17 protein-coding genes are annotated in these 19,908 nt (G+C 43.5%); 14 read left to right on the forward strand and 3 right to left on the reverse strand.

Translation table 11 applies throughout. The annotated features are described in order from the left end of the window. Positions 1 to 45: 45 nt before the first annotated feature. The 8 genes from EIZ39_RS13835 (at position 46) to EIZ39_RS13870 (ending at position 11,222) form a co-directional block, all read left to right on the forward strand. Positions 46 to 1,152, forward strand: coding sequence for an NAD(P)-binding domain-containing protein (locus EIZ39_RS13835; protein ID WP_129200568.1), 1,107 nt, complete (start codon positions 46 to 48; stop codon positions 1,150 to 1,152). Between the two features lie 78 nt (positions 1,153 to 1,230). Beyond that, positions 1,231 to 2,586 (forward strand): SLC13 family permease, encoded by a 1,356-nt coding sequence (locus EIZ39_RS13840; protein WP_129200569.1) that lies wholly within the window; start codon positions 1,231 to 1,233, stop codon positions 2,584 to 2,586. Positions 2,587 to 2,706: 120 nt separating this feature from the next. After that, entirely contained in the window at positions 2,707 to 4,308 is a 1,602-nt protein-coding gene (locus EIZ39_RS13845) for a thiamine pyrophosphate-binding protein (RefSeq protein ID WP_164985092.1), read from the forward strand. A gap of 91 nt (positions 4,309 to 4,399) precedes the next feature. Then, a complete protein-coding gene (locus EIZ39_RS13850; protein ID WP_129200571.1) occupies positions 4,400 to 5,497 on the forward strand; it encodes a TAXI family TRAP transporter solute-binding subunit in 1,098 nt (365 codons plus the stop codon). Positions 5,498 to 5,561: 64 nt separating this feature from the next. After that, positions 5,562 to 7,538, forward strand: a complete 1,977-nt coding sequence (locus EIZ39_RS13855; protein WP_129200572.1) for a TRAP transporter permease — start codon at positions 5,562 to 5,564, stop codon at positions 7,536 to 7,538. Beyond that, positions 7,539 to 8,570 carry an Ldh family oxidoreductase gene (locus EIZ39_RS13860; RefSeq protein ID WP_129200573.1) on the forward strand — a complete coding sequence of 344 codons (1,032 nt, stop codon included), beginning with the start codon at positions 7,539 to 7,541 and terminating at the stop codon, positions 8,568 to 8,570. A gap of 2 nt (positions 8,571 to 8,572) precedes the next feature. Then, a complete protein-coding gene (locus EIZ39_RS13865; RefSeq protein WP_240675814.1) occupies positions 8,573 to 9,760 on the forward strand; it encodes a nickel pincer cofactor-dependent isomerase, group 22 in 1,188 nt (395 codons plus the stop codon). A 16-nt stretch (positions 9,761 to 9,776) separates the two neighbouring features. Then, entirely contained in the window at positions 9,777 to 11,222 is a 1,446-nt protein-coding gene (locus EIZ39_RS13870) for an NAD-dependent succinate-semialdehyde dehydrogenase (protein ID WP_129200575.1), read from the forward strand. Positions 11,223 to 11,271: 49 nt separating this feature from the next. Here the strand turns inward: EIZ39_RS13870 and EIZ39_RS13875 are convergent, their stop codons facing one another. Next, positions 11,272 to 12,168, reverse strand: coding sequence for a DMT family transporter (locus EIZ39_RS13875; RefSeq protein ID WP_129200576.1), 897 nt, complete (start codon positions 12,166 to 12,168; stop codon positions 11,272 to 11,274). Positions 12,169 to 12,196: 28 nt separating this feature from the next. Continuing rightward, complete coding sequence (locus EIZ39_RS13880) at positions 12,197 to 13,078, reverse strand: sulfite exporter TauE/SafE family protein (RefSeq protein ID WP_164985093.1); 882 nt, start codon at positions 13,076 to 13,078, stop codon at positions 12,197 to 12,199. A 301-nt stretch (positions 13,079 to 13,379) separates the two neighbouring features. On the opposite strand from EIZ39_RS13880, the gene EIZ39_RS13885 reads away from it, so the two are divergent. Next, a complete protein-coding gene (locus EIZ39_RS13885) occupies positions 13,380 to 14,126 on the forward strand; it encodes a FadR/GntR family transcriptional regulator (RefSeq protein ID WP_129200578.1) in 747 nt (248 codons plus the stop codon). A 13-nt stretch (positions 14,127 to 14,139) separates the two neighbouring features. Further along, positions 14,140 to 14,439, forward strand: a complete 300-nt coding sequence (locus EIZ39_RS13890) for a UxaA family hydrolase (protein ID WP_129200579.1) — start codon at positions 14,140 to 14,142, stop codon at positions 14,437 to 14,439. Between the two features lie 35 nt (positions 14,440 to 14,474). Here the strand turns inward: EIZ39_RS13890 and EIZ39_RS13895 are convergent, their stop codons facing one another. After that, positions 14,475 to 15,419: a selenium metabolism-associated LysR family transcriptional regulator gene (locus EIZ39_RS13895; protein WP_129200580.1), complete on the reverse strand. Its 945-nt coding sequence runs from the start codon at positions 15,417 to 15,419 to the stop codon at positions 14,475 to 14,477. Positions 15,420 to 15,602: 183 nt separating this feature from the next. Between EIZ39_RS13895 and EIZ39_RS13900 the strand changes: the two genes are divergently transcribed. The 4 genes from EIZ39_RS13900 (at position 15,603) to EIZ39_RS13915 (ending at position 19,693) form a co-directional block, all read left to right on the forward strand. After that, on the forward strand, positions 15,603 to 16,550 hold the full coding sequence (locus EIZ39_RS13900) for a hydroxyacid dehydrogenase (RefSeq protein WP_129200581.1): 948 nt from the start codon (positions 15,603 to 15,605) through the stop codon (positions 16,548 to 16,550). A 40-nt stretch (positions 16,551 to 16,590) separates the two neighbouring features. Next, positions 16,591 to 17,646, forward strand: a complete 1,056-nt coding sequence (locus tag EIZ39_RS13905) for an Ldh family oxidoreductase (RefSeq protein WP_129200582.1) — start codon at positions 16,591 to 16,593, stop codon at positions 17,644 to 17,646. A 208-nt stretch (positions 17,647 to 17,854) separates the two neighbouring features. Further along, entirely contained in the window at positions 17,855 to 19,375 is a 1,521-nt protein-coding gene (gene adh / locus EIZ39_RS13910; protein ID WP_129200583.1) for an aldehyde dehydrogenase, read from the forward strand. Between the two features lie 39 nt (positions 19,376 to 19,414). Further along, the gene (locus EIZ39_RS13915; RefSeq protein WP_129200584.1) at positions 19,415 to 19,693 is read left to right on the forward strand and encodes a DUF4242 domain-containing protein; all 279 of its coding nucleotides are present in this window, start codon (positions 19,415 to 19,417) and stop codon (positions 19,691 to 19,693) included. The last annotated feature ends 215 nt before the right edge of the window (positions 19,694 to 19,908 follow it).

The following is a 19,908-nucleotide window of genomic DNA, read 5'->3' on the forward strand; positions in this document are numbered from 1 at the left end:
AAGAAAGCACCAGTTCAACTGGTGCTTTTACATGGAGGTTTGGAGATGTTGGACTTGGTTATTGTAGGAGCAGGTCCATATGGGATATCCTTGGCTGCTCATGCTCAGGCATCTGGGCTTACGTATAAATTGCTAGGGAAGCCTATGGGTTTCTGGCGGCATAAGATGCCGCCAGAAATGTTTATCCGCACGCAAGTCGATTATATTGGCTTGTCAGATCCTCATGAGCAGTATACGTTTGCCCAATATCAGAAAGAAAAGAATATAGAATTGACCTATCCTGTATCTCGAACGGCATGGGTGGATTATGCTTTTTGGTTTGCAGAGAGAAATCAGGTCACGTTTACAGAGGAATGTGTGCGCCATGTGAATTATAAACAAGGAAGATATTTCGTCATTACAGATCAGGAAACCAGCCTGGAGTGCAAACACCTCGTGATTGCTATCGGATTAACGCATGCGGAGTACATTCCGAATAACCTGCTTCACCTTAAGGGGAAGTGGTTGTCTCATACCAATGGCTATACCGATTATCAACCGTTTTCTGGGAAAAGTGTAGCGGTGGTAGGAGGCGGACAAAGCGGTTGGGAAGCTGCAGCGTTGTTGCACCAAACAGGTGCCAAGGTGGATTTAATTTACCGTGGTTCAGGGTATGAACCTCCTGTACCCCAGATCAACCGAAGGCAGAGAGAAATTGCACCGCTTTTTTATTCCTTTCCAGTGGAACAACAAAAGGAGATTAGTAAGGAGTTTCTAAAAGCGACCGTGACGGAATTTCTACTCCCCCTTGTAGAAGGAAAGGCAAACCAACATCCTTACTCAGAGGTGAAGGAAGCCAATATACTCTATGATGAAGATCAGGTTTCTTTAGTTTTATCTTCAGGGAACACATTAAAGGTCGATCATGTGATTGCCGCCACAGGATATCGACCTAATCTTTATAATCTCCCTTTTCTAACTTCCTTAAGTGGAGAAATTAAGAAAGAGAGCAATGGTTTTCCTATAGTAAATCAGTGGTTTGAATCCAGTATGCCAGGTCTATATTTTGTAGGGCCTTTGTCGTCTCACCATCATGGTCCCTCTTATACTCAAATCGCTGGGGTTTGGCATACCTCTCATGCGCTAATCCCAAATCTATTAAAAAACGCTTAACATCTAAAGGTGATGGTAGGCGTTTTTTCTTTTTTTCTCGCATACACTCAACCAAAGGGAAAAAGAGGTGGGGTATGAATGAGAGAAGCCAGTAGATATGTATTTTTCTTACTAAGTTTAATTGTGGGGTATTTTGTATATATAATCTCAGACACTTTGACAGAGCCGATGCGGGTCACCCTTGCGATCTTTGTCATTGCTGTGATCCTCTGGGTAACCGAATGGATTCCCCTGTTTCTTACCTCCCTATTGGTGTTGTTTTTAGAGGCCATTCTATTAACGGATGAGAGGTTGTTAGGGGGAAACAGTTTAACCTTGTTCTTCGAGCCCTTTTTTAGTCCGATCATCACGCTGTTTTTAGGTGGCTTTGCTCTCAGTCACGCGATCCATAAATACGAGATCGACCGAATGCTAGCCTATTGGATACTAAAGAGGAGCAAGGGTATTCCTGATAGGATGGTGACCTTTTTTTTGCTTTCTAGCGCAGCCATGTCCATGTGGATTTCGAATACGGCGACGACTCTTCTCTTAATGATTCTCGTTCTTCCTATATTAAAACCTTATGGAGGAAACCCTTTTAGCAAATCCATTTTACTCGCGATTACCGTAGGTTCTACTGTGGGGGGGATGGCTACACCCATTGGAACTCCGCCCAATGCTATTGCCATGTATACGTTTATGAAACAAGGAGTCACGCAGGTATCGTTTAGCCTTTGGTTTCTACTAGCTATACCCTTATGCTTATTGGTTCTATTTGTTGCGCGAATGGGGCTGGAGGTCTTCTACCCTACCAACGACATGACCCCCATTTCCCTGCCAAAGCAAAAGCCCAAACCCAAGGGGAGGGTCTCGGCTGTCATCACGAGCATTTTTCTATTAACCGTAGGCCTTTGGTTAATGACTCCCATCCAACAGATTCCCGATGGAGTAGTGGCTCTTGTTCCTTTTATTCTACTGTACCTAACCAAGATACTAGAACCTCAGGATTTAAAGCATATGGGCTGGGATACCCTGCTGTTGGTTGGCGGGGGGATGAGCCTTGGAGTAGCGATTAAGGAGTCAGGATTGGCCAAATATATATTAGAGCAACTGCTTCTCATGGAGATTTCACCATCTGCCTTAGTACTCTCATTGGTCATTCTATCTTTAGTCGTTTCGACCTTTATCAGCAACACGGTGGCAACCTCTCTCATTATTCCACTAGCCATTAGCTTTGATACGAATCTGATCGTCACAGTCACCATGATTGTTCTCTCTTCTTCCTTAGCGCTTGCATTGCCGATCTCATCCCCATCTAATGCCATTATTTTCTCGAGTGGGTATGTTCGATCTTGGGACATGATCAAAATAGGGGGACTAGTTTCTATCTTTGGTTTCCTTATCCTCTATTTAATGGCCCGATTCTATTGGCCTCTAGTAATTGCTATCACCTAGTCATTTATTAAATAAAATTAATTTATATATTATGAATATTAATAACATTATAAATTGACTATATAATAACAAGCCTATAGAATGAAACATAGAGAACAAAGTAAACGAATGGAGGCTACTATGGAAAAGACGGCTATGATCCTAGCAAAACATCTAAAGGAGGAAGGGATAGAATACGCCTTTGGGATTCCAGGTGGGGAAGTTTTAGAATTACTTGAGGCCTTCCGATTAGTAGGTATAGAGTTTATATTAACCAAACATGAGATGGGCGCTGGATTTATGGCGGATGCGTATTATCAGCTGACTGGGAAGCCAGGGGTACTCGTGTCTACTTTAGGACCTGGAATTACTAATACCGTTACACCGGTTGCCAATGCTTATCTCGATCGTTCAGCGATGATTGTGATTACAGGTGAAGTAAGCACGAAGCTTAAAGGAGTCTATACTCATCAGATTCTAGAACAGAGAGACCTCCTTAAGCCTGTTACCAAGTGGTCAACGACGTTAGGCGGATGTTCAGATAGTCAAAGCATTCAGAAGGCGATTGACATTTGTAAGTCGGGCTACCCAGGACCTGTACATATTAATATACCGACGGATGTTGCTGTGATGCAACAAAAGTATATCCCGCGCAGAAAGAAGACCACGAGTAAAGTAGGTCCGGCCGCTGAGACGATCGATGCGTTTGTCAATTCATTGCGAGAAGCGAAAAAGCCCGTTGTACTGGCTGGGGTTGGGGTGGCTTTGGAGGATGCCCCTGCTATTCAGAGCTTCTGTAGAAACTGGAGCGTTCCGCTTATTACGACCTATAAGGCAAAGGGCTTGTTGCCGGAAAATGATGTCCTTTGCTTTGGGGGAACAGGATTAAGTCCGGTGGCTGATGGGCAGCATATGCAGTTGGTTAGGGATGACGCAGACTTAGTTATTACGATCGGTTTTGATCCGGTTGAGCTTAGAAGTGACTGGAATCTTTCCTGGCAAACGAAAACCTGGAACATCGACATTGTACCGAATGAGTATCAGCTGATCCCAGTTGATCAGGAATATGTAGGTAACATCCAAAGCTTTTTTGAAAGTGTGAACCAGATTACAGAAGTAGAATCAAAATGGAAGCAGGAGGATTGCCTCCGTTACAAGGAAGACTTGGTGAAAAAGATAGAACCTCAGGAAAGAGAGGGACTCAGCCCCTTTGATGTCGTTTCCACATGTCGAGAGCTGTTGCCCCAAGATGCTATCGCAATCGTAGATACAGGAAGTCATCGCATTATGCTAAACCATGTTTGGCAATGTTATGAACCTAAGACCTTGCTTCAATCTAATGGCTTAGGCTCTATGGGATATGCCCTGCCTGCCGGGATCGCAGCTCAGATGGTGCATAGGGATCGTCCTGTCGTAATTTTTACCGGTGATGCTGGTTTCGATATGATTATTGGCGAGCTTGCCATGCTTCCTCAACATCAGCTGCCGGTCACTATTGTGGTGTTTAATGATCAGCTTCTAAGTCTGATCCGCCTCAAGCAAAGCCGTATGAATCTTGAGACTACCGGCGTTGAGTTTTCCGGAATCAATTATCAGCATCTTGCGAAGGCCTATAATGGAAACGGCATCACCGTAGAGACGGTGGAGGAGCTTCAAGCAGCATTAAAAGAGGTACAGTCTAGTCCTACTTTCACCATTATTGATGCCCGAGTGAATCCAGCAGAATATTGGCAACAAATGTAGGTTAAAGAGGGAGGCTGCGGCTTCCTTCTTCCTTACCCATAGTAGAAAGCGCTTACTATCGGGAGAAGTCTATTAAACTAAGGGGGAAAAAATGAGAAATTCAAAATGGTTCGTCACGATTGTTTGTTTTATCTTGAGCCTGTCCACCATCCTTGCTGGCTGTGGTAGCTCTTCCACCTCAACCAACACGACTTCCACACCCGCGCCCAGTAGCCCAACAGATAAACCCTCAGACCAGACTTCAGCCCCAGCTCCCGCCGCTTCAGAGAGTCCGAAAAAACAGTTATTTCTTAACGTGGCTACCGCAACGACAGCCGGTGTCTACTATGCCCTTGGTAATGGGATGGCCGACTTATGGAATCAAAAAGTGGAAGGAGTTCGCGCTTCGGCTCAGGCCACAGCGGGATCACCGCAAAATGTCAAGCTGATGAGCAAGAAAGAAGCTCATGTGGCTTTTGTTCAGAACGGGATTGCCTATGAAGCTTGGAATGGGGTCGGGCAGTTCGAAGGAAGTGCGGAAAAAGATATTCGCGCTCTCACCTATCTTTATCCAAATCTCTGCTATTTCGTCGTTCGTGCAGACTCGGGGATTAATTCTCTAAGTGACATCAAAGGAAAGACGATTGCACCAGGCCCAGTAGGCAGTGGAACAGAGCTAAATGCAAGAGAAATTCTATCGATTGTCGGTATTGATTACAAAGATGGTAAAGATGCAAAGGCCCAATATGTTGGGAATGCAGAGTCCGCTCAGATGCTGCTCGACAACCAAGTAGATGTTACCTATATTTCCGGTGGTCTTCCTCATGCTAGTGTAGTAGAGATGGCCACTTCCAAGGATGTCAAGATTCTTCCTGTTGAAGGGGAAGTAAGAGATAAGTTGATGGAGAAGTATAGCTGGTATTTCCCAGTTACGATCCCTGCCAACTCATTTAAAGGACAGTCTGAAGCGATTGAAACCGTAGCGGTGGCTAACTTGCTTCTCGGCCGTGCGGATCTAGATGAGGACGTGGTGTACAGCATGATTAAATCTGTCTATGACAACAAGGAGCAGCTAGCAGCTAGCTTCAAGGGAGCTTCTAAGATGAAGCCGGAAGAAGGGCTGAATGGTGTGACTCTTCCTCTACATCCTGGTGCTGTGAAGTACTTTAAAGAACAGGGGCTACAGATACCGGATTCGTTGATTCAGTAAGGAAGGATTCTGATTAGGATGGCAGTTCTCTGCCATCCTAACTATTGCGAGGGGGTGCGTGTTCATGAGGCCAAACGATATTAGCGTCGAACAGCAAGAAGAAATTATCAAGAAATATGATAACGAATCGAATTATCGTGAATTTCGGCAGGGTTTCTGGCGTTATGTGGTGTTCGCCCTTGCTGTAGGTTTATCTTTATTCCATCTGTATACCGCCGGCTTTGGCCAGCTTCTGGCCATTAAACAAAGAGCGATTCATCTTGGTTTGGTCTTAATGATGGTATTTTTAATCTATCCGATGAGAAAAAAGTCGAATCAGAATGCGCCTACCATTCCGGATATGGCTTTAAGTTTGTTATCTATGATTGGAATTGGTTACCTCATTGTCTTTAACGATGATATAGCCATGAGAGCAGGAATGTCGAACCAAACAGACATTATTTTTGGTACCATCACGATTCTATTAGTCCTTGAGGCAACACGAAGGACAATGGGGAATACGCTGCCAATCATTGCGATTATTTTTCTTGTTTATGCCAAGTATGGAGAATGGATTCCTGGGGCCTTTGCCCATATGGATTTTTCTTATGGACGGATTATAGAGCAAATGTACCTGAGTACAGAAGGGATTTTTGGCATTGCGTTGGGGGTTTCTGCCACCTATATCTTCCTGTTTGTTTTGTTTGGCGCTTTTATGACGAAAACAGGCATGGGAAAATTAATTACGGATGCATCCATTTCTGTTGCCGGAACAACTCCAGGGGGACCGGCTAAAGTAGCTATGGTCGGAAGCTGTGTGATGGGAACGGTAAATGGAGCCGCCGTAGCAAATGTGGTAACAACGGGAGCCTTTACGATTCCTATGATGAAAAGAATTGGTTATTCCCCTACCTTTGCAGGAGCGGTAGAAACCGTTGCCTCCTCAGGAGGACAGATTATGCCACCTGTGATGGGAGCCGCCGCGTTTGTATTGGCTGAATTAACCGGGATTCCTTATTCTACCGTGATGATCGCCGCTATTATTCCAGCTTTCCTCTATTATTTAGCGGCATGGGTGATGGTTGATCGGGAAGCGAGAAGATTAAATCTAAAGGGATTAGACAAATCGGAGATTCCTCGCTTCTTGGATGTGGTGAAAGAGAGAGGTCATATGATCCTCCCCTTATTCGTCGTGACCTTATTATTACTTAATGGATACTCCCCTATATATGCAGCGTTTTTTGGGATTATTTCGACCGTGGCCATTGGTATGTTGAGAAAAACGACGAGATTGAATGGGAAGGAATTGCTTGAAGCGATGGAGCAAGGAGGTAAAACTGCCTTAAGTGTTGCCGTTGCCTGTGCGGTGGTTGGATTTATCGTGGGCTCGGTTTCTTTAACAAGTGCAGGGGTTACATTTACAAGCTCCATTCTCCAATTTACAGAAGGACATGTGTTTTTCACATTGTTCTTAACCATGATTGCTTGCATCATTTTGGGGATGGGACTACCGACAACAGCCGCTTATATTATGGCATCGATCATTGCGGTACCTGCTCTGATCGAATTAGGGATTAATGTCTTAGCTTCACATTTATTTGTTTTCTACTTTGCCACATTATCAACACTTACTCCACCGGTGGCAATAGCGGCGTATGCTGCTGCCGGATTGGCTAAAGCTTCTCCGTTTAAGGTGGGCTGGACATCCGTAAGGCTTGCCTTAGCAGGGTTTATTATTCCCTTTATGTTTGCCTATGAACCTAGTTTGTTAATTGTGGAAGGGACTCTATCCAAAGGAATTATTGGTGTCTTAGCTGCGATCCTAGGGGTCATCCTGCTTGGTTGCGCTGTGATTGGTTACTTCCGTATTTCTTGTACTTGGCTCGAGCGTCTCCTCCTATTCGCTGGTGCTGTTGCTTTGATTTTGCCTGAGAATTTAACGGATATTATGGGTCTTTTGATTGGTGTGATCGTCTTTATGATGCAACAGCGAAGAATAAGCCGAGTTGCTAACAAGAAAGAAGTAAATAGAATGGAGCAGCCTATTAGGGAGGGATTATAATTGACAGACCGCTGGATGCCTGAGGACTTAAGGCAGCTTTCTGAGCAAGTGTTAATCAAAACGGGTGTATCGCAAAAGCATGCTCAGATTACGACTGATGTCATGTTGGAGGCGAATCTACGGGGGATTGATTCACATGGCATTAGCTATCTTCCTGTCTATATTAATCGAATTGAAAAGGGAGTTGTTAATCCAAATTCGACACCTGAGATTATTCAGGACAGCGGCTCTTCGTTTGTGGTAGATGGTCGAAATGGATTAGGTCAAGTTGCAGGCTATTTTTCCATGACAGAAGCTATTTCTCGCGCCCATGAGAGAGGGGTAGGGCTAGCGGCTGTAAGACGTTCTGGTCACTTTGGGATGAGCAGCTATTATGCTGTAAAAGCCAGTGAACAACATTGCATTGGCATCGTCATGACGAATGCTCCATCAAGTGTTGCTCCATTCGGAGGAATGGAAGCGTTATTCGGTACCAATCCCATGGCTTTTGTATTTCCCGTTGAGGACGGACCTCCCCTAACCATTGATTTTGCCACAAGCGCTGTGGCTCGAACGAAACTTCGGAATTTAACGGCAGAAGAACCTATTCCGAAAGGCTGGGCGCTCAATAAGGAAGGGTACCCTGCTAAGACGGCAGGGGAGGGGTATGAAGGCGTCCTTCTTCCAGCTGCAGGGGTGAAAGGATACGCGTTGGCCATTGTAGCGGAAGTATTCTCCGCTATTCTTTCGCAAGCAAGCTTTACTAAAGATGTGGGAGGATTAGTAGATCAATTCGATCGAAGCCAGAATGTTGGACATTTTTTGGGAGCTATCTCTATTGAATCTTTTCTTCCGATGTACACTTATCATTCTTTAATGAGGGAATTCATTGCATCGATTAAATCAGTAAAGCCTGCCCCTGGATTTGATGAAATCTACTATCCCGGTGAGCTTGAAGAGAAGACAGCTATGGAGAGAAGAGAGAATGGAATCCCCCTAGCCAACCATACGTTAGAGATGTTAAGAGAGTTGAGGGAGAGATACAACCTTTGAACATGTATCTGGTAGAGCAACCATTTAATAAGAAAAAGATAGAAAATATAACGGAAACCGTGAAGAACGAGTTAGCTAGATTTAAGCCTCATATCAAGCCAGGTATGCGCCTGGCTTTGCCAAGTGGGTCCAGAGGTTTTCCTTATGGAGTCGAAGTGATGAAGGTCTTGGCGGATACCTTTCGGTCTTGGGGAGCTGACCCTTTTATTATCCCTGCTATGGGGAGTCACGGTGGAGGAACGGCAGAGGGACAAATCAAAGTATTAGAAAACTTAGGTATCTCGGAACAGACGATTGGGATACCTGTTTGCTCATCCATGGAAGTGGTGCATCTAGGCCAAACACCATCGGGAGTGGACGTCTATTGCGATCGTTTGGCTTTTGAGGCTGAAGGTATTTTTATCTACAATCGGATAAAACCGCATACGGCTTTCCGGGCTCCTATCGAAAGCGGTCTTTCGAAGATGCTAGCCGTTGGTCTAGGAAAGAAAAAAGGGGCGGAGACTCTCCATCGAGCGGGACTAGGGGCACACATTGTCGAGGCTGCTCGGTTGATCAGGGAGAAAACGCGTTTTATTGGAGGCTTAGCAATAGTAGATAACCCTTGGGGAGAGGCGCTTGAGATGAAAGCAGCACGACCAGATGAAATGGAAGAGATCGAAGAACAACTTTTAAAACTAGCTTGGGAGAATATCCCCCTTCTACCATATGACCACCTCCATGTTCTGATCATTGATTATATTGGAAAAGACATTAGCGGGTCTGGAATGGATGTAAACGTCGTTGGGATGCATAGAAGGCTAGGTGGAACTCCTACTCAACATTTTGAGACCATCGTTGCTCTCGACCTTACTCTTGCATCAAAAGGGAATGCCCTAGGCATTGGATATGCGGATATTACAACAAGAGAGTTAGTAGATAAGATTAACATGCAAGCGATCATGGAAAACGCAATAGCTACGGGCTTTCTGGGTACAGCTAAAATTCCAGTTACCATGCCTTCGAAGCAAGCTGCAATTGATTTGGCCGTGCGTCTTCATTCCACGAAGGACCTTCGTGTGGCAAGAATCAAGAATACGAAATACCTTCAGCAATTTTGGATCTCTGAGGCCCTGTTTCGTGAATGCGATAAGGAAGGGAAGCTTCGTTCACTGGGTGTCCAATGTGACCTACATGAAATCAAGTTCTAAAAGGGGAGTAGTGTGTATGGAAGATCGGAGTAGAAAAATGTTGATTAACGGCCAGTGGATGGAGAGCCTCAGCGGAAAACAGATCGCACTTAAAAGCCCAGCAACAGGGGAGACGATTGCCCATATGGCTTATGGCGGAAGAGAAGAGGCCATTATGGCTATTGAAGCGGCTCATGATGCGTTTGCAGATTGGTCAACCACACCGGCAAAAGAACGGTCAGCCTATTTGTTGAAGATCGTGCAGCTGATGCAGGAGAATAAAGCTGATCTCGCTCATATGATCTCACTTGAAATGGGAAAGCCCATTCGAGAAGCGCGTGGTGAGGTCGACATTGCGATTGACTATGTCCAATGGTATGCGGAAGAGGCTAAACGAGTTTACGGCGACCTAGTACCCTCAAATAGTAAAACGAAAAGGATTCTAGTAGTACGACAACCCGTTGGAGTGACCGCAGCGATTACACCTTGGAATTTTCCATTATCCATGGTTACGAGAAAGATTGCTCCAGCCTTGGCAGCGGGATGCACAGTGATTCTCAAGCCTGCTAAACAGACCCCTGGCAGTGCCATTCTATTCTTCGAGCTCATGGAAAAGGCGGGTCTTCCAAAAGGTGTGGCTAACCTGGTCCTAGGGAATGCAGGAGAGATCGCAGAAGCCTTTACATCCAGTTCTTATGTAAAGAAAATCACCTTTACAGGCTCCACAGAGGTAGGAAAACAGCTTCTCAATCAGGCATCCCATCAAGTGAAAAGAGTGTCCATGGAATTGGGAGGGCATGCCCCTTTTATTGTGTTTCCTGACGCTGACCTCGAAAAATCAGTCGAAGGATTAATAGCTAGTAAGTTTCGTAACAGTGGCCAAACATGCATCTGTACCAATCGGGTATATGTTCATACTTCTATCATCGAGCCGTTTTCTAGACTGCTTAAGCAAAAGATTGAAAAGATGGTGATGGGGAATGGACTTCGGGAGGACGTAGATCTTGGACCGATTGTTGATCGCGTAGGGCTGCAAAAGATTGAAGAACAAGTTCAAGACTCCTTAGACCGAGGGGCGAAATTGCTCAGTGGAGGAAGGATAAGGACAGATGGAGAACTGGGGAAAGGGTATTTTTATGAACCGACGATTCTCGTCGATGTAGATGATGAAATGCGGGTAGCCTATGAGGAAACCTTTGGTCCTGTCGTGCCTATTCTTCCCTTTGAAACCGAGCAAGAGGTTCTAGAGAAAGCTAATCATACGCCTTTCGGATTGGCCGCTTACTTCTACACCAAGGATTTAGGCCGAACGATCCGCATGTACGAAGGATTGGAGTACGGAATTATCGGAGCCAATGATCCTATACCAACCACTGTTCAAGCACCGTTTGGGGGATTCAAGGAAAGTGGCATCGGTCGTGAGGGGGGCTACTACGGAATGGAAGGATTTTTAGAAACAAAGTATGTCTCCTTAGGGTTTTAATAGAAATGAAGAGAGGATGATCCCGGCACTTGGGAGTCATCCTCTCGTTTTATTTAAAAGCGATTAATCCGACGCCAAACACGATAATCCCTAGGGTCACGTAGAATTTTCGGGTCAATTTGTTGGCATCTGTCTTGAGAAATAGGGCTGTAATGGCAACCGTTAAGATAGGTTCCAAAGCAGATATAGCACTGACATAGGCTATAGGAATACTTCGTAAGGCACTGAAAAAGAAGATAAGGGCTAGGCTTGAGAAGACACCTGCTAAGAAAAAATAGCGATTCCAATTTTTAGGGTTAAAATAAGAGGGGAGTTGCTTGCCGGAGCCTCTTACAATCTCCATAAGAAAAGAAAGAAGCAAGGACGTTGCGACCCCAAGCCAAGCCCCGATAATGGCTTCATTCATATGAACTACGCCTAGCTTACGAAAAGTCTGGCCTAAGCCGAAACCAAACATGGCACATAAGGCAATGAGAATTCCAATACGGTTGGTTTGTGGTTCTTGATTGCCCTCCCCCTTCTTCCAATCCTGGTGAATCATAAAAGAAAGACCTATTATGATGAGCAAGATGCCTAGTGAAGGTAAGAGTGTAATATCCTCTTGAATAATGAGGATTGCAAGGATGATCGTCACCATAGGGGAGGCGTTCTTGACCGCAACGGCGCGGGCTGATCCAATCCGTCGAATACCGCCAAACAAGGCTAAACGACCTAAGAAGGAAGTGAATAGACCAGCTAGAGCAAAGAATAAAAGCCCCAACCAGGACCATTCAACAGGCTTCATCGTCATGAGAATAATAAAGCTAATTATTCCAAGGATAATAAAATTAATAAGATTGGTAATAATGACCGCATCTCTTTCTGGTCGTTCTCGTACTCCTCTGCGTACTGCAACATAATTGGCAGAAAATGATAGAGCACTAAAGAAGCTGAGCAATACCCCCATTTCTAATCCTCCCTAGATATGGCATCGATCAGAACTTCTGTTGTTTTATCTCTTTTTGTTTTTTATTAGTATTGTACTGATAAACCTGGACGATTGCGCTAATGAAAACGCCTATAATGAGAAAGAAAGTCCAGGATAGACTGGGGGAAACGCCTAGCTCTTGAAGCAGATCAATCCAAATCTTAACTGAGACAATGGCAACTGAAATGGCCATCAGTCTACGTAGAGACTCGGTTTTCATTCTTTGTCCTAAATAGGAGCCGAGTTGAGCGCCAGGAATAGCACCTAAGGCTAAAAAAGTACCAGCCTGCCAAGGTACAGAAAGATCAGTGACCTTACCGAATAGAGCACCTAGGCATAGCAGGATGGCTAAAGCTAAACCGGTCCCTACAGCGTGCTTCGTCTGAATCCGATATAAGATCAGCATGATTGGCATATATAAAAATCCAGCTCCGAGGCCGAACATTCCTCCAAGTACACCAATCCCTAGTCCTAGAACAATGGCAAGGCTCTTATTCTCATACGGTTCTCCTTCCACGGGTTTTGGTTTGAAAAACATGGTAATGGTTGCCACCAGGGATAAAGCAGCGAAAATAGCCAGGAGCTGATTATGACTGAGAAGTTCAGATAGCATGACCCCAATGAAACCACCTATAAAGCTGCTAAGCCCCATGTACTTAATCAAAAAAGTGTTGATTAATCTTCTCTTCCAATAGCTGTACAAGCCCGAGCTACCTGAAAAGATGGTTTGGATGATGACCATTCCGGCAATTTCATGCATGGTGAACGAATAGCCTAAGAAAGGCGGAATAAAGAGAAGCAGGAAAATAAGAATTAATCCTCCTCCTACAGACATCATGCCAGTGAGGATACCGCCAAGGATACCAATAACTAACATCGTTATGAACAAAGAATACACCCCAATTTCTCTTAGTCCCTCATTTGAATATTTCAACTCTTTCATATACCTTAGCACAATTTTCCAGAGGATATCTATTTTAATCTACAATGGTTTTCATTGAGAATCTAAATAAGTCGTATTGATTAATAATATTGAATAGTCTGTAAAATAATGGTTTAATAAGGATTATAACCCACTGGTTGGAACATATAACCATTACACCTCCCAACCAAAGTAGACCTCTTAGGTTCTATTCTAAGTTATCGCATACTTCTACCACGTAGTCTTATTAGCATAAGGAGGGGAATAAATGTTTGATGGGTTCAAGACGGAGCGCAAGAGTATATCGGAGGAGGTTGTGTATTATATCCGGGACTTAATCCATCAGGGCAGGTTCAGCTCTGGAGAGAAGATTCCAGGTGAGAGAGAGCTAGCTCAAAAAATTAATGTAAGCAGGAATACGATTAGGGAAGCTTATAAAATTCTTGCGGCCCAGGGTTACTTAACCATTAAGCATGGCCAAGGAGTTTTTGTCTCGGATGAAGAAACATACAGAAAAAATTTTGCCTCTTCCTTTTTTGTCAAGCATGACGACGTTGTGGAGCTTTTTGCGATACGTAAGGTATTAGAGACGCAGGCCGTAGCTTGGGCAGTGGATAGTGATTGTACACCTGGGCAAATTGCAGGACTAGAAAGTATCTTGGCGGATGCAAGGCAAGCTGCCCAGTCCCATGACTATGATGAAGTATCTCGACTAGACCTCAAGTTTCATCTCTCCCTTGTACGCATGTCAGATAATTCCATTCTCCATCGCATTATGATGAATCTTATTGATCTACTATCTGAGGTAAGAACACAATCGGTCGAGATCCCAGGACGTTGTGAACAATCTTTATTAGAACACAGTCGAATTATTGAAGCTATTAAACAGAATAATAAAGAATTGGCCGTCCAAAACATGCTGAACCATCTAGAAAGTGTGCAAAAATCGATCTTAATTCATCAAAAAGGAAGCGAAGCTGTTTCTATTCATAAAGGAAACGAAATGATGTCCTAAGGAGGAAAAATCAATGACTCATAAATTTCTTGTTCATCATGCGATTGATCATGTAGGTGTCGCAGTTGAAGACATTAAGAAGGGGGAAAAGGTGGAAGGGGTAATCATGGAGAATAATGCCACGGTCACTGTGGAGTCGAAAAGCGATATCCCTCTCGGCCATAAGATTGCCTTGACTAGCTTAAAAAAAGGAGACAAAGTCATTGAGTACCGTGTTCAAATAGGAGTAACAACACAAGACATTGCTCCCGGTGATTATGTGCATACCCATAACCTAAAAACAGCTCGATGGGATTATAAAAAGAAAGCTTAGCTGTAAAGATAGAGGTAAGTTACAGCGACTTACCTCTATATCAAATACTCAATCTGTGACTTAGAAAAGCTAGAAGGGTTATGTGTTTGAAATAAAAAGTCTAGAAATGTTTCCTCGACTAAAGAATTCCGTTTGTGTTTATCGTATACAGCATAGAAGTATCGAAGAATCGTGATTCCTTCTATACGAATCTTTCGTAAGGTTCCTAACAGGAGTTCCTTCTGAATAGAAGAATGTGAAATAATGGATAGTGCCATCCCAGATTCAACAGAAGCCTTGATGGATTCCGTGTTTCCGAGTTCTAGAACGATATTAAGATGGCTCGGGTTCAGTTTATGCTTTCTTAAGCTTTCTTCCATGACTTGACGTGTACCAGACCCAGGTTCCCTTAAAATCAAAGGCAAAGCAAACAGTTCTTCCGGACTAATGACCTCTTTATCGCCAATGAGGGGATGAACATCCTTCGTGGAAGAAATGACAACTAGTTCGTCTTCCATAAAAGGGATATGGACCAATTCAGAATCGTGGATAGGGGACTCTATAAACCCTAAGTCAATTTTATGTTGTTTGAGCCATTGGATGATTTGGGTAGAGTTAAAAATCTCCAGATTAAGAGATACTCCTTGGTATTCTTTACTATATTTCCCTATGATGTAGGGCAATATGGATTCACCGATCGTGAGACTTGCTCCAATATGTAAATTTCCTTGAATGGAATCAGACAGAAGGGCGATCTCCTTAATTGCTTCATGTTCTAGTTGAATAATCCGTTCGGCATATTGAAAGAGTAGAGCACCAGGCTTTGTAAGTTTGATGTTCTTCGTTGTTCTCTCAAATAATTTAGTATCTAATACGGATTCAAGTTGCTGAATCTGTAAGCTAACCGTAGGCTGTGATAAGTGAAGTGTTTTTGCTGTTTCAGAAAAATTTTTCTTTATGGCTGCCATGTAAAAGACTTTCAAATGGTCTAGGTTCATCATTACCCTCCACTGGAGTTATTGGGTAAATACATAGGTTTGATCAGCGGATGATTAGCAAATGTTTTAATTTAGATTCTCTTATTATATTTTATAATAAATACAAATAGTTTAAAAGTATGGAATATTTAAAAATTGGATTTATTGATAAAGTCATCCATGCAGGGAGAGAAGAGGAGGGTATTTATGAAGGTACTTATTACCGAAATGATCTGGCCAGTAGGAATTGATCTCCTATCCCAATATGCTAGTGTGGAATATGATCCTACCTTGTGGAAGAATCGTGAGGCGTTACTTAATAAGGTACAAGATGTCGATGCTCTTATTGTTAGGAACCAGACAGTCGTAGACGATCAATTGCTGCAGTCAGGAAAAAAATTGAAAGTAGTAGGCCGTTTAGGAGTAGGACTGGATAATATTGATTTAAAGATAGCTAAACTCTTAAAGATTGATGTGGTGTATGGTAGAAATGCTAATGCCATCTCCGTTGCGGAGTATGTGATGTCCTTTATGCTCCAGGCTAATCGCTCGTTGTTCCATGCTAACCAAGACGTGAAAAAAGGAAACTGGGACCGCATGCGGTTTACTGGATCAGAGGTGTATGGAAAAACACTAGGTTTGGTGGGTATGGGAGAAATTGCCCATCGCGTGGCCAAAAGAGCCTCTGCCTTTGGAATGCATGTTATCGGGTATGACCCGTTTATGACCCCTTATGATTTTCCGTCAGCAGAGACAGGTATTCAAACCGTGTCTTTTGAACGTTTGCTAACCGAATCAGATTTTATCAGCATCCACGTTCCGTTGACACGAGATACTCAATCGATGTTTTCAACAGCCCAATTTCAATCCATGAAGCATTCCTCCTATCTAATCAACACAGCAAGAGGTGCCATTATTGATGAAGCCGCTCTGGTCCAAGCTGTCCAATCTGGTGAAATAGCAGGGGCTTGCCTTGATGTACTGGAGACTGAGCCGATACAACAAGACAACCCGCTTTTATCTTGTGACAATATCGTACTTACTCCTCATATTGCTGGTTTAACAGAAGAATCTCAAATTAGAACCTCTATGTTAGTTGCAGAAGAAGTCATTAAAATATTGCAAGGACAATCTCCTCTTTGTGTCGTGCGTTAACCTAGAAGGGGAAATATGAATGTAAGGACGGTAAAAAATCATGTCTTTATATAACCAGTTAGATTTGAAGATTTTTTGTCAACGTGTGTTTGAACGGTTAGGGGTGGAGTCTGAGCAAGCTTATACGGCGGCAGATGCCCTGGTTCGAGCGAACCTAGAAGGGGTAGATAGTCATGGTATTAGTAGATTGGCTATTTATGCCAAAAGAATGAAGGAAGGAAGAATCCAAGCCGCTGCACAAATGACCGTGGAGAAAAAAGGAGAGTCCGTACTTTTAGTAGATGGTGATCATGGTTTAGGGCAAATTGTAGCCTCTTACGCTGTAAAAAAAGGCATGGAACTAGCTAAGCAAACGGGACTGGCAGCTGTAGCTGTAAAAAAAAGCAATCACTTTGGAACGGCCTCTTATTACTGTCAGATGGCCTGTGAACAAGGGTTTGGCATGATGGCTTTTACGAATTCCCCACCTGGTATTCCTCCATGGGGAGGAAAAAAAGCTTTTTTTGGCACCAATCCCATTGCCTTTGGGTTTCCAACCAGGTCGGATACTCCCGTGATTATTGATATGTCCACGAGTGTTGTTGCCCGGGGGAAAATTATACTGGCAGCCAAACAAGGCCAACCCATCCCAAAAGGCTGGGCGATTAATGAGCATGGTGAACAAACCGAAGATGCTGAACAAGCCTTGCGAGGAGCCGTTTTACCCCTGGGCGGGGCTAAGGGATATGCCCTTGCTCTTGCAATCGAAATTTTAACAGGGGTTCTTTCTGGAGCAGCTTTTGGACCTCATGTCAAGAACATGTATGAGGAACATCCGGATAAATCAAACATAGGACATTTATTTATATTATTTGATATTAGCAAATTTATGGATCTTGAGTACTTTACACATCTTTTGGAGCAATTTTTGGAAGAAGTGAAAAGTGTGCCGTTAGCGGAAGGAGTGGACGAAATTTTTTATCCTGGTGAGAGGAGAGCAAGAGAATACAAAAACCGTCTATTGCAAGGAATATCACTTTCTGAAGAAGTAGAAAGAGAACTATACGCTCTAGGGGAGTCACTGGATTTAAGATTTCCGGCAGCTATGACTTCATAGTTTTGGGATTGCCTGATCTTCGCTGTTGAAGATCAGGTATTTTTTTAGGTACAGGATGTATTAGATTGGAACACTGTAGTATCAAAATGGACCAAGTTCTTCTCAAAAAACGAACAACCCTCCTTATTTATTAGACCATACCAATAAGAAAGAAGTTGGTATCGTTTTTGCATTGTATAATGTCGAAACAAATAAAGGAGGTTGATTCATGATTTATGCACAGCCAGGCCAGTTAGGATCTAAGGTTACATTTAAAAACCAGTATCACAATTTTATTGGCGGGAAATGGGTGGCTCCGGTAGAGGGTCAATATTTTGAAAACGTTTCCCCTGTAAATGGAAAAGTTTTTTGTGAAGTAGCAAGATCTACTTCTGCAGACATCGATCTTGCTTTAGATGCAGCACATGAAGCGAAGGAAAAGTGGGGAGCAACCTCTGTTGCAGAGAGAGCTTCGATTCTAAATCAAATTGCTGACCGTATGCAAGAAAATTTAGAAATGTTAGCGGTTGCGGAAACGTGGGATAACGGAAAACCGATTCGGGAAACTCTTGCGGCAGATATACCGCTTGCCATTGATCATTTCAGATATTTCGGGGGTTGCATTCGTGCCCAAGAAGGTTCTCTAGCTGAAATTGATAGCAATACTGTAGCTTATCATATTCATGAACCACTAGGCGTAGTTGGACAAATTATTCCTTGGAATTTCCCGATTCTCATGGCTGCGTGGAAATTAGCTCCTGCACTGGCTGCAGGCAATTGTGTCGTGTTGAAACCTGCTGAACAAACTCCGACGTCCATATTAGTCCTTGCTGAGCTCATTCAAGACCTACTTCCTCCAGGTGTATTGAACATCGTAAATGGATTTGGATTAGAGGCAGGAAAGCCCTTAGCGACAAGTGATCGAATTGCAAAAATTGCATTTACAGGAGAAACAACGACGGGTCGCTTAATTATGCAGTATGCTTCTCAGAATATTATTCCTGTCACGCTTGAGTTAGGCGGCAAGTCCCCTAATATTTTCTTTGAGGATGTTTGTGCGAAGGATGATGCCTTTTTCAATAAGGCTATTGAAGGATTTGTGTTGTTTGCTCTTAATCAAGGAGAAGTTTGCACGTGCCCATCACGCGCCATCATTCAGGAATCCATCTACGATCAGTTTATGGAGAGGGCGCTTAAGCGGGTAGCAAGTATTAAACAAGGCAATCCGCTAGACACAGACACCATGATTGGAGCACAAACTTCTACGGAGCAAATGGATAAAATTCTTACATATATGGATATTGGCCGTCAAGAAGGTGCGCAATGTCTTATTGGCGGGGCTAGAGCTGAATTGTCTGGGGAGCTTGCAGGAGGCTACTATATTCAGCCAACGGTGTTTAAAGGACATAACAAGATGCGAATTTTCCAAGAGGAGATTTTTGGACCTGTTGTATCCGCGACTACATTTAAAGATAAAGAAGAAGCACTGACTATTGCCAATGATACCCTTTATGGCTTAGGAGCTGGGGTTTGGACGCGGGATATGAATACAGCCTATCGTATGGGGCGGGCCATCCAAGCCGGACGGGTTTGGACAAACTGCTACCATGCTTATCCAGCCCATGCCGCTTTTGGAGGGTATAAGATGTCCGGTATCGGAAGAGAGACCCATAAGATGATGCTAAGCCACTATCAACAGACAAAGAATTTATTAGTAAGCTACAGTCCTGATGCTCTTGGCTTCTTTTAATGGAAATTAAACTAAAATCATATAAGGGAGAGAATGACAATGCCAAAGTATATTATTGAACGCAAACTTGCAAATGCTGGAAAATTAGGTGCTGGAGACCTGTGTTCGATTTCCCAAAAATCCGTTGGGGTACTTCAAGAGCTCGGTCCGGAAATCCAATGGGTGAACAGCTACGTTACAGACGACACTATTTTTTGTGTATATATTGCCCCCAATGCTCAATTGATTAAGGAACATGCAGAACGTGGCGGGTTCCCTGCAGATCAGGTGTTAGAAGTACGCAATATTATTGACCCAACAACCGCAGAGTTAAAATAAAATGGTAGAGCTTTTTTCGAACAATCATTCGAAAAAAGCTCTTTTGTTCTACTAGCTTTGCAAAACGATACAGTGTTACAGGACGGAACAGTAGTCTTGTTCCAGAACGGAGCAACTCCATGACCGTTAATGAGAAAATGGCCCAAATAGAAGAGAAATATAGGTTTTTATAGTTGGCACGCCTATTGCAATATAAGTTAGTAGAAAGCGCATTC

The organism is Ammoniphilus sp. CFH 90114, assembly GCF_004123195.1.
GTDB lineage: Bacteria > Bacillota > Bacilli > Aneurinibacillales > RAOX-1 > YIM-78166.